Annotated in this window: 11 protein-coding genes; 8 read left to right on the top strand and 3 right to left on the bottom strand. The window is 47.0% G+C overall.

Annotated elements, in window-relative coordinates:
- Position 1 precedes the first annotated feature (1 nt).
- Positions 2-1,432, top strand: coding sequence for a YfcC family protein (locus NLX82_RS25690; protein ID WP_023986975.1), 1,431 nt, complete (start codon positions 2-4; stop codon positions 1,430-1,432).
- Positions 1,433-1,544: 112 nt separating this feature from the next.
- Positions 1,545-3,215, top strand: coding sequence for a ribonuclease J (locus NLX82_RS25685; RefSeq protein ID WP_028541023.1), 1,671 nt, complete (start codon positions 1,545-1,547; stop codon positions 3,213-3,215).
- A 282-nt stretch (positions 3,216-3,497) separates the two neighbouring features.
- On the opposite strand, the gene NLX82_RS25680 is transcribed toward NLX82_RS25685, so the two are convergent.
- On the bottom strand, positions 3,498-4,757 hold the full coding sequence (locus NLX82_RS25680; RefSeq protein WP_254349244.1) for a BaiN/RdsA family NAD(P)/FAD-dependent oxidoreductase: 1,260 nt from the start codon (positions 4,755-4,757) through the stop codon (positions 3,498-3,500).
- A gap of 291 nt (positions 4,758-5,048) precedes the next feature.
- Between NLX82_RS25680 and NLX82_RS25675 the strand changes: the two genes are divergently transcribed.
- From NLX82_RS25675 to nadE, 3 genes are all read left to right on the top strand, one after another.
- Entirely contained in the window at positions 5,049-6,788 is a 1,740-nt protein-coding gene (locus tag NLX82_RS25675) for a two-component system sensor histidine kinase NtrB (RefSeq protein ID WP_254349243.1), read from the top strand.
- 141 nt (positions 6,789-6,929) lie between these two features.
- Positions 6,930-7,364, top strand: coding sequence for a BrxA/BrxB family bacilliredoxin (locus tag NLX82_RS25670; RefSeq protein WP_023986978.1), 435 nt, complete (start codon positions 6,930-6,932; stop codon positions 7,362-7,364).
- A gap of 101 nt (positions 7,365-7,465) precedes the next feature.
- Complete coding sequence (gene nadE, locus NLX82_RS25665; RefSeq protein ID WP_075153725.1) at positions 7,466-8,275, top strand: ammonia-dependent NAD(+) synthetase; 810 nt, start codon at positions 7,466-7,468, stop codon at positions 8,273-8,275.
- Positions 8,276-8,485: 210 nt separating this feature from the next.
- On the opposite strand, the gene NLX82_RS25660 is transcribed toward nadE, so the two are convergent.
- Positions 8,486-9,313, bottom strand: a complete 828-nt coding sequence (locus NLX82_RS25660; protein ID WP_254349242.1) for an alpha/beta hydrolase family protein — start codon at positions 9,311-9,313, stop codon at positions 8,486-8,488.
- A 184-nt stretch (positions 9,314-9,497) separates the two neighbouring features.
- On the opposite strand from NLX82_RS25660, the gene acpS reads away from it, so the two are divergent.
- Both acpS and mutY read left to right on the top strand, forming a co-directional pair.
- Entirely contained in the window at positions 9,498-9,902 is a 405-nt protein-coding gene (gene acpS / locus NLX82_RS25655; protein ID WP_254349241.1) for a holo-ACP synthase, read from the top strand.
- A 4-nt stretch (positions 9,903-9,906) separates the two neighbouring features.
- A complete protein-coding gene (mutY, locus tag NLX82_RS25650) occupies positions 9,907-11,139 on the top strand; it encodes an A/G-specific adenine glycosylase (RefSeq protein ID WP_254349240.1) in 1,233 nt (410 codons plus the stop codon).
- A 250-nt stretch (positions 11,140-11,389) separates the two neighbouring features.
- On the opposite strand, the gene NLX82_RS25645 is transcribed toward mutY, so the two are convergent.
- Complete coding sequence (locus NLX82_RS25645; protein ID WP_029515796.1) at positions 11,390-12,283, bottom strand: TetR/AcrR family transcriptional regulator; 894 nt, start codon at positions 12,281-12,283, stop codon at positions 11,390-11,392.
- Positions 12,284-12,408: 125 nt separating this feature from the next.
- On the opposite strand from NLX82_RS25645, the gene NLX82_RS25640 reads away from it, so the two are divergent.
- Positions 12,409-12,987, top strand: coding sequence for a hydrolase (locus NLX82_RS25640; RefSeq protein WP_029515795.1), 579 nt, complete (start codon positions 12,409-12,411; stop codon positions 12,985-12,987).
- The last annotated feature ends 352 nt before the right edge of the window (positions 12,988-13,339 follow it).

Below are 13,339 nucleotides of genomic sequence, written 5' to 3'. Positions count from 1 at the left end.
CATGAACATCAAGAATATGAAATGGAAATTATCCTTGCCCCATAGCTATACTTTAATATTTTTGATTATTATTACAGTCGCCGCATTGACATGGATTGTGCCCAGCGGACAATTTGAGCGTCATGAAGTGACAGTGAACGGTGTGACCAAAACGGCGATCGTTTCGGGAACCTATCACACTGTACCCAAAACTGGTGAGAACGGTGATTTAAGACAAGGCCTCCCTCAAATCCTAAGCGCTCCTATTGAGGGGATTATCAATGCCGCGGATGTCGTCTCTTTTGTCCTTATTGTGGGCGGCTCCTTCGGGATTATACTGCAGACGGGAGCCATCGATCGTGCCCTGACAGCTCTTGCCAGACGGCTGAAGAATAAGGGGATTCTGCTTATTCCAATTGCCATGGTTATATTCAGTCTCGGAGGCTCTACCTTTGGGATGAGCGAAGAAATTATTCCGCTTTATGCGATTTTTATTCCGTTAATGTTTGCCCTAGGCTTCGATTCTATGACTGCTATTCTCATTCTATTTCTGGGAACGCAAATTGGCTATGTTGGTTCGACTGTTAATCCATTTTCAGTATTGATTGCCCAGGGGATCGCAGGAGTGGAGGGGAATCCTCAGCTCTGGCTGAGATTTATTGAATGGCTTGTATTTACTATGATTTCTATTGCCTTTACGATGTGGTATGCGCATCGGGTTAAGAGAAATCCGGAGAAATCCATTGTTTTTCAGAGTGATATTATAAATCGTGAGCAATTTATAAAAGAAAATACAGGTGAGGACGTCGTCTTCACGTTTCGGGACAAATTAATAATAGGTGGATTTATTGTAACGCTTGGAGCAATTGTCTGGGGAATTTTGTCCAAAGGCTGGTATATGACTGAAATTGGTGCCCTTTTCTTCGCACTCGGTCTTTTTGTCGGGGTAGTTACTAAAATGAGCCAGAAGGAAATAGCTGAGAATTTTGTAAAAGGGTGTGGAGAATTCATCTACGCTGCAGTGATCATAGGTCTCGCCCGCGGAATTCTGATCATCGCCGAGCAGGGTATGATCATCGATACCGTATTGAATGCACTCGCAAGCATTCTGGAAGGATTGCCAAGTTACTTGTTCACTACCATTATGTTGGTTGCACATAATATTATTACTTTCCTGGTCCCATCTTCTTCGGGGGAAGCAGCACTAACCATGCCTGTACTTGCACCGCTTGGCGATCTTGTAGGTATCAATCGTGAAGCAGTAGTCACAGCGTACCAATTCGGTAACGGGTTAACCAATCTAATTTCACCGACAGGCGGAGTACTGCTGGCGGGATTGGCCATTGCCCGGATCAGCTTTGGACAGTGGCTGAAGGTAATCTTCAAGCTATTCCCGATCCTGTGGTTAGTTGCTGCTATTTTTGCTGCTATTTCGGCTGCGGTGGGTATCTAATAAATCAAGTGAGAGCCCCTGTCTTTTAGAGACAAGGGTTTCTTTTTGTGCATAAGTTTACGTGGAAAATGAATAATATGGATAGCATTTTCCTAAGGAGGAAATAAAATTGATGCATGCTGATAATAGATTACTCATTGCTGCTCTAGGCGGTGTTAATGAAATCGGGAAAAACATGTATTTTATCCAATACGATCAGGATATTGTCGTTATCGATTGTGGTTCCAAGTTTCCTGATGAGAACTTGCCTGGTATTGACCTCATTGTGCCGGATGTCACCTATCTGCTGGAAAATCAGGATAAAGTCAGAGCGCTCATTGTGACTCATGGGCATGAGGATCACATCGGAGGTATTCCCTATCTGCTGAAGCAGATTAATATGCCCGTTTATGGAACAAAGCTCACCATCGAATTAATTAAAATTAAGTTAAGGGAGCACAACCTTTTACGTGATGCTGAGCTTCATCTTATAGATGCGGATTCAACCGTTCAAGCGGGAACGATTCAGGCATCCTTTTTCACTACCGTCCACAGTATCCCGGATTGCCTGGGTGTCTTTTTTCAGACACCGGAAGGAAATGTGGTCCATACCGGGGATTTCAAATTCGATATGTCTCCCGTTAGTGGACCTTTCCCCGATCTTCATCGCATGGCTGAAATAGGAAAGAAGGGGGTAAAAGTGCTGCTCTCCGAAAGTACAAATGCCGAAAGGCCAGGATTTACTCCTTCAGAACGTTTGGTTGGCGGACATATTTTGGATGCTTTCGCCAGAGCCAAACAGCAAGTATTTATTTCTACGTTTGCATCCAATGTGAACCGTGTCCAACAAGTCATTGACGCGGCTGTAGAAACAGGCAGAAAACTCGTTCTACTGGGTCGCAGCATGATAAATGTGGTGTCAGTGGCTAAGGAGCTGGGTTTCTTGCACATGCCTGAGGACTTGTTGATTGAGGCGGGAGAAACAGAACGGTTTCCTGCAGAAGAAATTGCTATTTTATGTACAGGAAGTCAGGGTGAGCCAATGGCTGCACTGTCCCGTCTAGCCAATTCCCTGCATCCCAGAATCGAAATTTTGCCTGGTGATACTGTAATCATTGCTGCAGGAGCCATACCCGGGAATGAACGGAATCTTTCCCAGGTCATTGATAACCTGTACGTACTGGGCGCCAACGTTATTTATGGATCAGGCAGCACCACAGGGATGCACGTGTCCGGTCATGGCAGCCAGGAAGAATTAAAATTAATGATGACCCTGATGAAACCCGAGTTTTTAATTCCCATACACGGCGAATTCAGGATGTTGTATCAGCATCGTCAGCTAGCGGAGTCTGTGGGGATTCCGATGGAGAATGTATTTATCGTCCATAACGGTGACACTGTTCAAATCGAAGAGGGAAGGGCATCCCTAGGCCCCAAAGTAGCAGCCGGCAATAGCTTGGTAGACGGGTTGGTCACAGGGGACGTAGGTAATATTGTACTGCGAGACCGTAAAAAGCTTTCATCAGACGGAATGCTGATTATTGTGATGACGTTGAGCAAAAACGAGAAGCAAATGCTCGCAACGCCAGAGGTCATATCAAGAGGGTTTGTATATGTTAAGGATTCCGAAGAGCTCATGAGCCAGATCCACGACACGATTATGTCCACAGTGAACGAGTTAACAGAAATCGAAATGAGTCAGTGGGGACTGATTAAGCAGATGTTAAAAGATGATGTTGGCCGGTTTATTTACAGTCAGACGAAGAGAAGACCCATGATTTTACCTATCATTATTGAGGTATAGAATAGCGGCAAATGTCAAAACAAGATGGAGCTTGTTCTTTACGCCATTTTAAAAAAAAGGCTTAAATCAGTAACATGACTGATTTAAGCCTTTTTGATTTCCTTCCTACTTTTCCTATAAGAATGCGGATGTAATGGCGGTTTCTAGCGAAGCGGAGGATTTGAATCTGGAGAAGCGACAGCGTTCGCCTTTGCCACGGAATTCTTACCCTTAAATGTTTTATATAATCAAGAGAATCCCGTGGCAACAGCGATCGTAAGATCAAATCCTACGCGCAGCGTCTTAATCGCTTACGGCCGCTTGGGTTCCTGCTGTATGCCCTGTCGTAAACGCCGCTGTAATATTATAACCTCCAGTGTAACCGTGAATATCGAGAATCTCACCGCAGAAGAACAATCCAGGCATCAGCTTGGACTCCATTGTTTTCGGATTAATTTCCTTCAAATTCACACCGCCCCCGGTAACAAATGCTTCCTTCAGAGAGAGCGTACCGTTCACACGGATTGGAAACGCCTTAATGCGATGAGCAAGTTCTTGCCACTGCTGCTTGGGAATATGATCATAGGTCAAGTCCTCACGCAGTTCGGCTTGCTGGAGCAACAATGGAATTAAGCGTTCCGGTAAATAAGGCTTAAGCACGTTTTTGATCGCTTTTTTAGCATCGACCGATGCCAATTCCAGCGTCTCACGGTAGACTTCATCGGCATGTTTGTGAGGCTGCAAATCGAGAGTCAACAACACCGTGTTCACCTTATCCTTTTTCATTCCCTTGACGACAAACTGACTGCACCGCAAAGCAGTCGGGCCAGATAGACCAAAATGTGTAAAAATCATATCTCCTTCATGGACGACAACTTTCTTTTGCTTCGCATTCCATACGGTCAGACTGATGTCGCGTAAGGATAGTCCCTGAAGCTCTTTCGTCTGGATAAACGTCTCGCCTGAGGTCAACGGCACCTCTGTTGGATACAGCTCCGTAATGGTATGCCCTGCTTGTTCTGCCCATGCATAGCCGTCACCTTCCGAGCCTGTATGCGGGACGGATTTGCCACCAACGGCTACAATGACATTACGGCTATGTAGGATTTCACCGGAACGCAGTCGCACCCCAGCTGTATGACCTTCATTGTAAATAACCTCTTGAACAGGACAGCTTGTCCGAATCTCGACTCCTTGAGAGCGTACCTTGTTGATCAAAGCATCGACAACTGTTTTGGCTTTGTCCGTCACTGGAAACATACGCCCGTTGTCTTCTTCCTTTAAGGCTATACCCAACTGTTCAAAAAAGGCGATGATATCCCGATTGCCGAAAGCCGCCAGTGCACTGTGCAGAAATCGGCCATTGCCGGGAATGTGCCGAATGAGTTCGTTCAGCTCTTTGGCATTCGTGACATTGCAACGGCCTCCACCAGAGATCCCCAGCTTACGCCCGAGTTTATTTCCCTTTTCCAGCAAAAGCACCTTGGCACCTTCACCGCTGGCAGCAGCAGCAGCCATTAATCCGGCTGAGCCGCCTCCGATCACAATAACGTCGTAAGTCATTAACCTCTTCCTTTTCGTCGACAAATTTTCAAAATCATTCAGAACGGCGTAACCGATTGTTCATCATAACGTAATACCGTCACTTTAGATACCTTTCGAGTATAGTAAACGCACATATCTTTCAATTGTAGGGATTTGGATTGCGTAAAAACGCTCCTCTTATAAACATCTAGTATTTAGCAAATTTTGTCGTTCTACACCGGGATTTTAACACATATATTGTAATATATTGTAGCCTGTGCTTTAATTCAACTAACGGCGTCAAGGAAAGATGATGAGGGGGAGAAGTCCTTGTTAATTGCGTTGAAGGAAAGTGTGCTCCAAGTTCTCCTTGCCGTTATATCGGCGGGTTTTTTCTCTATATTAACGGATTATGGGGATAAGAAAAAGGTTTGGGGTGGCAATCTGCTTCCTGGACCCAATCAAGGAATACTGTATTTGTGTTGCTTGCCAGCCATATTGTTATGTACACTCTTTCAATATCAGTCTCCATATGGTCTACCTTCCAATCTCGGTATTATTCCCCTTGCAGTTGGCATCATGTACGGTAGACGTCGCACTGCCTTCGTGCTCGCCGCTTCCGCACTGATGGGAGTCCTAATTATAGCCCAGTCGACAGAAATGTCCCCGATGTATGTGGGCACGGGTTTTATCCTTTTTCCTTTTATGCTCCTGCATGTCAAGTTTTTTCAAAGAGGAACAATGTTGGACAAAAAGCTCCTGATCTCCGCATATGTTGTGGCTGATATGCTGTTTAAGGCGATATTTCCGCTACTGTGGGGCAAACAGGATATTGCGGTATACATTCCTGACTTACTTACAACGTTTTGGAATATTGGTGCAGGGGTACTGGCAAGTTTTACGGTCGTGAGCCTGATGCATAATGCCTTTGAGAAGCTGACGTTACGGCGTGATGTGACTGAGTTTACGAGCAAATATTTAATTGAAGTGGATAAGCTGCGTCAAGTTATGGATTTGATGCCGTTATCTCTTGTTACTTTGGACAGCGAAGAACGAGTTATACATATGAACAAAACGATGCTGGAACTCTATCGGGACTACGATCCCTACATTACGCTGCCTGAGGTAGTAGGTCGTCCATTCACCTCGTTATATGGTTTTAGCGCTTTGCCTGCGGTTAACGAACGAGTTGCGAAAGCGTTGGAAGGAGAGGCGGGGGCTGATTTTATAAATGTTACCCCAAAAGTATTCTTCTCAAGTTTCCTTCCTATTCGGGATAAACATGCAAACCAAACGACAGGTGTCATTATCGCCTTGCAAGATATTACAGAGCTGGAGACGCTGCGCAGTGAGCTGGGTAATTTTGAAAGGCTCAGTCTGGTTGGACAGATGGCAGCAGGCATTACTCATGAAATACGTAATCCGATGGCGGTTGTGCGTGGTTTTTTACAGCTTATGCGTGAGAAAAGCCCAGAATCCCTCAACCATTATTACCGCATTGTGATGGAGGAACTTGACCGGGCGAACGGGATTATTAACGATTTTCTTTCACTGGCCCAGAATCGAATTGTTGAGAAGGAGCAATGTCATCTGCATGATATTATTCGCGAACTGACGCCTTTATTGTGGGCAGATGCGAATCTGAGGGGACAGACGATTGAGCTAAAGTTAGAGGATCATGTGACGATGCTGCATTTGAACCCTAAGGAAATGAAGCAATTGCTGCTTAATTTATCGCGTAATGCGATGGAAGCTATGGGGGAAAAGGGAGTGCTGACCATTTCGACTCATGAGGAAGGGGATTTCGTGGAAATGGAAGTAAAGGATACAGGTCCGGGAATTCCGCAAAAGCAGCTTGAAAAGCTGTTCCAACCTTTTTACACGACCAAAACGAAAGGTACAGGTCTGGGTCTGGCCTTATGTCAAAGTATAGTGGAGCGTCATCACGGTACAATTGCCGTAGATTCGGTGGAGGGAATGGGCACGCAGTTTAAAGTTCGATTGCGTAGAACCGTTCCGACTTACCGGGATCATTCTGAGTTTCCTGTCATGAATTCGATACAGAAATAATCGTGCAAATATATAGCCGGATTTTTGCAAATTACGTGAAAAAGATTGTATAATGAAGTTTAGATGTCCATGCCTTTACTACGGCAAAGGATGAAATTAGAAACGTAGTATACATGATTTTTGGAAAAGGAGTGAAAGAATATGTCTATGTCTTTCGATCAATATATGAGAGATTCAGTTCAGCCAATGCGTGATGAACTGACGAATCTTGGGATTCAGGAACTGCGTACTTCTGAAGATGTGGAGGCCAAGCTGCCTAATGCTAAAGGTACAGTGCTGGTTGTTGTGAACTCGGTATGTGGTTGTGCCGCAGGCCAATGCCGCCCAGGTGTGGCTGAAGCACTGAAGCATGATCTTACGCCAGATCATCTGTATTCGGTTTTTGCCGGACAGGACAAGGAAGCAACAGCAAAGGCTCGCGAATTTTTCGCGCCTTACCCACCGTCTTCCCCTTCTATCGCGCTGTTGAAAGACGGCGAGCTGGTTCACTTCATCGAGCGTCATCAGGTGGAGGATCGTTCGGCAGATCAGATCGCTGCTGATTTGACCAGTGCATTTGATCGTTTTTGCCGGTAAGACTGCTCAAGCTATGCCCCGCATTTTTCGCCTGCGAAACTTGCCGGGGCTTTTGCATGTTGGCTTGTGAAGGAAATTCCTAAAAAAGAGGTGCTTATCTGATGAGTTTGCAGGAACAGATTATTGCTGAATTGGGAGTACAACCTACGATTAACGTAGAAGCGGAGGTCCGCAAGCGTGTGGATTTCCTCAAGTCGTATGTAACGAAAACGGGAAGCAAAGGGCTGTTGATCGCCATCAGTGGCGGGATTGACAGTGCCGTAGCAGCCGCTTTGTGCAAGCGGGCTACAGATGAATTGACGCAGGAGCAAGGGGACGAATACAAAACGCTGGGTGTATTCCAGCCATATGGCCAACAGGAAGATATCGAGCATAGCTACGCGGTATCCAAAGCGTTCGACCTGAAATATGCTGGGGAAACGAACATCAAGGAAGCCGTGGACAAGGTTGCCGTGGAAGTGGAGCATACGTTAAAGGATATCGGTCTGGAGCGTTCCATTACTCCGCAAGTGAGAGGGAATGTAAAGGCAAGAACACGTATGGTGGTTCAGTACGCACTCGCGAATGAGCTGAATCTGCTCGTCGTTGGCACAGATCACGCTTCAGAAGCCATCACAGGCTTTTATACCAAATGGGGCGATGGAGCGGTCGATATTACGCCACTTAGCACGCTTAACAAACGTCAGGTGCGCTTGCTGGCCAGCTATCTCGGAGTTCCGCAGGCCATTTTGGACAAAGCGCCTACAGCAGGATTGTGGGAAGGCCAGACGGATGAAAAAGAACTGGGGATCTCCTACGAAGCAAACAGCGACTACCTAGAAGGCAAGGAAATTGACCCCGCGGCACGCGAAAAGCTGGAAAGCTTCTTTACACGTACAGCGCATAAGCGGACAAGCATCCCAGGAGTGTAAGCATTAATCATTATGGAATTGTAAAATGCTCAAGTGAGGATTTTGCAAAAATCCAATAAGCGATTTTCAATAAATAATATATAGATGAAATGGTCTAGTTCGTCTATATATTGCACTTGGAGCGAATGGAATCGAATTTTGCAAAATCCTGAAGTAAATAAATGCGGCGATCCGCCCGGCGGATCGCCGTTTGTATTGAAGGGGCAATAATTAATTGGCGATCCACTCAATGAAGCGGCGGGTTTCGGTAATCGCCTGATCGAGTGGAAGACTGCCTCCCTGGAATGGATGAACGGTATTAAAGGTATGAGTGCCGCCTTGAATTTGTACCCATTCGATGTCGGGACGAACGGATGTGAGCAGGGCAGAGCCTTCCCGTAGACGTTTGGAATCTTCGGTTCCCTGGATCAGTACAGCTGGGAGCTGGCTGTTGGCAAGTCTGTCTACAATGGCAAAACGCTGGCGATTTTGTTCCAGGTCTTCCAGAATGACAGCATCCAGCGGAAGCTGTTGTCCGGTTCTGGCGTTTTCCACATAGCTGCGCCCCTTGGCGCGCATTTCTTCTTTTTGCGGTAAAGTAAACAGATCAAGATCTGTCACGCCATTCCATGAAATGACGCCAGCAATCTCACCGGGATGATCTAGAGCATATACAAAGCAGCTCCCCGCGCCTCGGCTATGTCCTAACAGAAACAACGGCAATTCTCTGAACTCATGACGTGCTCTCAGATTGGACAGCAATAGTTCCAAATCCTCTTGTTCGCGGCTATAGGTGTTGCGTGCGAACTTTTCCAGCTCGGTAAAATTCTCTAGATCCTCACCTATGCCATTATGTGAAAAGTTGAAGGTCACAACATGGTTATCCATACTCAATGCTTCTGCTATATAGGGGAACATGCCCCAATCCTTAAATCCTTTGTAGCCGTGAGCGATGATGAGCAGGCTTTTGGCTGTATTTTTAGCGGGAAACCAGGAAGCCCGGATCACCGCATCTGTTCCTGCTTCGGTACCTGCTTCAATAATAATGGTTTCTGACATCCAATCCTTCCTTTCTACGGGAATTTTTTTAAATGGGCATATCAGCTGAATTTCAAAACATTCACCTATAGCCTTTCTTATTTTAACATATTTTGGTGCCGGTTTTACGCCTTTGTGACTCGCCAGGGTGTGGACGCACTGTTACAATAGATTCAGTAAAGTAAAAAGGACGGGGAATACCCAAATGATCTACGGAATTGGACATGATGTGCTGGAAATAAACCGTATGGCTAATATTTTGGCAGGTAAATATGCAGACGCGTTTTTGAATCGGGTGCTGACCCCGGCAGAACGTGAGCTTGCTGTGGAACGCAAGGGTAGACTAGCGGAGTTCGTAGCAGGGCGCTTTGCCGCAAAGGAAGCGATAACGAAAGCCTTCGGTTGCGGAATTGGGCAAATCATCGGGTTCGGCGATATGGATATTTTACCGGAACCTGGGGGGAAGCCAGTAGTTTATTTGTCTTCATCCGCGTGGGATAGACTGAGGTTGCCGTTCACAGGTGACTCGAATTACAGCATTCACTTGAGTATTACACATCAGCCTAACATTGCCTCTGCTTTTGTGATTGTCGAATATAAGGAGATGTGATGTGATGACTACAAATACATTGGAACAAAAGCGTTATTTCAGCTTTGAACTGTTGAATTGGTATACACGTAACAAACGCGATTTGCCGTGGCGCCGCCATCGGAATCCTTTTTATATCTGGATCTCGGAAATTATGCTTCAGCAGACGCGTGTGGATACGGTCATTCCGTATTTTAATCGCTTTATTGCACGTTTTCCTACAATTGAAGCGCTGGCGGAAGCACCCGAAGAGGATGTGCTTAAGCTGTGGGAAGGGCTGGGTTATTATTCGCGGGCCCGGAATTTGCAAACTGCGGCAAAACAAGTAGTTGAGCTTCACGGCGGGCAGGTACCGGATGATACACAAGCTGTCGCTGCACTGAAAGGAGTAGGCCCATATACGACGGGTGCGATTATGAGTATCGCCTTTAACCGACCAGAGCCTGCTGTGGACGGGAATGTGATGCGTGTGCTGTCGCGTTATTTTCTCATTGAAGAGGATATTATGAAGGGTAGCACGCGGGCGCATATGGAAAGTCTGGTACGGGAGCTGATTCCCGAAGGAAGAGCCTCTGATTTTAATCAGGCTCTGATGGAGCTGGGGGCGCTGGTCTGCACGCCGAAGTCGCCTCATTGTCTGACCTGCCCAGTCATGGAGCATTGCTCGGGCAGGTTGGCAGGTCGCGAGGAGACACTGCCAGTCAAGACCAAGGCGAAGCCGCCGCGGCTGGAGCCGCGCTCCGTTGCTCTCATCGAGGGCAGCGGAGCGAACGCCGGCCGCTTGCTCGTACGGCAGCGCCCGGCCAAGGGCCTGTTGGCCCGCATGTGGGAGCTGCCGCATGAGCTTGCCGGGCCGGAGGGCTACAACGGCCCGGTGCCGGATGAGCCCGCCATGGACCATTTGGCGGCTCATTTGCTGGCAGAGGGCGTGCTTGCGCGCCCGGTGCGGTTTGTACGTGAGGCGGAGCACACGTTCAGCCACATTCACTGGAACCTACGTGTGTTCCAGTGTGAAGAGGTCGCCGCCCCTGCCGGGGAGGCGGGAGGACAACCGCTGGCTGCCGAGCAGCGGGTCAGCTACAGCACCGGAGCGAAGCCGGGGGCGTTGATTGCGCTGGCAGAGCAGGCGGAGCACACGCGCAATGTGCTGCCAGCGGGGTACCGCTGGATCAGCGAGGCGGATATGGCCACCTTGGCATTTCCCAAGGTGTTCCTTGATCTGATCACCGAGTATTATACGAAGCAAAAAGAGAACTGATGTTAATTGAATAGCTGTCAGCAAAAAATAAAGTATTAGACTGAGCCTAGAAAATGGAAACAGTGACAACCAAGGACGAGAAAATAAAGTACGAGACTGTCGCTGTTTCCATTGAACTAACGTTTCCCGTTAGCGGAATGCTCGCTAACCGTAACAACATTAGACGTACCTTTCTCGCGTATTGTTCTCTCCACCCCTAGAGTCTTCACTCTTGTCCCCGATGGGGTTAGATTTGATTTCACATAACAAGCTATCTCCCCCTACCTGAATAAATAATATTCCTTAACTGGATGACCTGACTTTTAAGCTCTTTCTCTCTCTCCAAAAAGTAGAGCGAAGCTTGCAGCAACGGGAAGTTCGGTTCCGCTTTACGAGTTTCGTTCTGGATAAAATGGTAAACCTCTTTCAACTCCGAACGATGTTTTGCGCCGGATGGAAGAACATTAAGGGCCGAATCCATCTCCCGGAACAGCTCGGTAAGGAACTGCTCTCTCTCCCCTTGGCGGTCCTCGAGCCCCCAGCTTAAATACCTCTCGAACGAAGCCTGTTTCAGCAGAGGCTTCAGGTTAGAGGCCATCATATGCTTAACGAGCACATTGAGCTTATCCAAAATGAACCTTGCCGTTTCCTCAAGCGATAGAGACTTTTCTTCATAAACGATCCAAAATAAGTACTCCTTCAGAATCGCACGATAGATGGAAACCAAATCCCACAGGAATGGATAAATTTCTTCGCCATAAACCTGTATCAAGCACTCTTTATGCCATCGGATGAGCCGCCCTCTAACCTTGTGTCTAAGCGGCTGGAACTTGGGATCCTGTTGGATGGGGAGCTCCGTGAATTCGACCAGAATATGCTTGTATTCCATAAAATAACGGAATCGCAGAATGATCTGCTGCAGAAACTGCTCTTCTGGCGAGAGTTCGGGAAAGCGTTTCAGTTCATCGACTTGATCAAAATAGGCGTTATGGCATTGATCAAACACCTCGCTGAAGAGGTCTTCCTTGGAAGGGAAATATTTATAGACTGATCCTTTGGCAATACCGCAATCCTCGGCAATATCCTGTATCGTCGTCGAAAGAAACCCATGTTCCTTAAAAAGCTTCATCGCCGATTTTAAAACCTCTTCCCTTGTCACACTCATAAGAAAAATCTCCCCCTTGACTATTCATGAATGATAGTACAAAATACGAAACACGAAGTCAAATGACTATATGTTCGCGTAATTAAACATACGGTCAAATCGAAGAGATGAGGAGAACATACAGAATGGAACGATTATGGGATCCACAAAAAACAGCGTTGGTTGTTATTGACTTGCAAAAGTGGATAGGAAATCAATACGCCCCTTATTCTGCTGAGCAGGTAGTGTCTAACGCCGCAGCCTTGGCAGATACTTTCCGTGAGCAAAGCTCAATGGTTGCACTGGTCCGGGTATCTAGTAAAGATTTGAAGGATATCCCGCGTCCTAAGTTGGATTCGCCTGGACCACCCCTGAATCTGCCTGAAGGATGGGATCAAATCGTCCCGGAAATGCGGGTCACCGAGACAGACCATATCATCACGAAGAAGCAATGGGGGGCTTTTTACGGAACGGAGCTCGACCTTCAGTTGCGCCGCCGGGGAATTGATACCATCGTCTTATGCGGCATCGCTACTGAGTTGGGCGTTGATACGACTGCGCGGGAGGCGTTTATGCATGGGTATCAGCTGATTTTGGCGATTGATGCTATGACTGGATTTTCCGAAACCGGGCATGATTACGTAAAAAATTTCATTTTTCCACGCATCGGGCGTACCCGGACAACACAGGAAATCCTCTCTGCCCTTTCAGGCAACTGTTTATAGTTGAAAAAATGACTTTCCCATTCCCCGTGTATTATTTGACCGAATACACGAAGAACGCCACTGCTTGAAACTCGCTTTGCGTTTGCTGGGAATCTCATCTGGCCATACTTAAAGGACGATTATGTGTTCTCAGGGTGCACATATTGGCTGACGGCATGGGATACGACCTGCTGCACCAAATATACAAAGTAACCGCTGAATGATATAGAGCGAACGGCTCGTCGCAATTGGCACGCGCTTCTTGTATAGCAACCAGCATGAGTTCCGCAGTGCCCAATGGGACGAGTACGCCTAGTGGCGCAGCGCTAATGCTAATAAATTTGCATAATTGCCAGTGGAATTGGTGGTGCTC

Origin of the sequence: Paenibacillus sp. A3M_27_13, assembly GCF_024213315.1 — a bacterium.
In the GTDB taxonomy this organism is placed as follows: domain Bacteria; phylum Bacillota; class Bacilli; order Paenibacillales; family Paenibacillaceae; genus Paenibacillus; species Paenibacillus polymyxa_B.
Note: the sequence above shows the minus strand (reverse complement) of the source record. Positions and strands in the feature narration are given on the sequence as shown.

What these genes read in the sequence shown, in the direction of transcription:
- acpS (WP_254349241.1), top strand. Translation starts at nt 9,498, where the DNA reads ATGATCTACGGAATTGGACATGATGTGCTGGAAATAAACCGTATGGCT.
- nadE (WP_075153725.1), top strand. Translation starts at nt 7,466, where the DNA reads ATGAGTTTGCAGGAACAGATTATTGCTGAATTGGGAGTACAACCTACG.
- NLX82_RS25660 (WP_254349242.1), bottom strand. Translation starts at nt 9,313, where the DNA reads ATGTCAGAAACCATTATTATTGAAGCAGGTACCGAAGCAGGAACAGAT.
- mutY (WP_254349240.1), top strand. Translation starts at nt 9,907, where the DNA reads ATGACTACAAATACATTGGAACAAAAGCGTTATTTCAGCTTTGAACTG.
- NLX82_RS25645 (WP_029515796.1), bottom strand. Translation starts at nt 12,283, where the DNA reads ATGAGTGTGACAAGGGAAGAGGTTTTAAAATCGGCGATGAAGCTTTTT.
- NLX82_RS25640 (WP_029515795.1), top strand. Translation starts at nt 12,409, where the DNA reads ATGGAACGATTATGGGATCCACAAAAAACAGCGTTGGTTGTTATTGAC.
- NLX82_RS25690 (WP_023986975.1), top strand. Translation starts at nt 2, where the DNA reads ATGAACATCAAGAATATGAAATGGAAATTATCCTTGCCCCATAGCTAT.
- NLX82_RS25680 (WP_254349244.1), bottom strand. Translation starts at nt 4,757, where the DNA reads ATGACTTACGACGTTATTGTGATCGGAGGCGGCTCAGCCGGATTAATG.
- NLX82_RS25685 (WP_028541023.1), top strand. Translation starts at nt 1,545, where the DNA reads ATGCATGCTGATAATAGATTACTCATTGCTGCTCTAGGCGGTGTTAAT.
- NLX82_RS25670 (WP_023986978.1), top strand. Translation starts at nt 6,930, where the DNA reads ATGTCTATGTCTTTCGATCAATATATGAGAGATTCAGTTCAGCCAATG.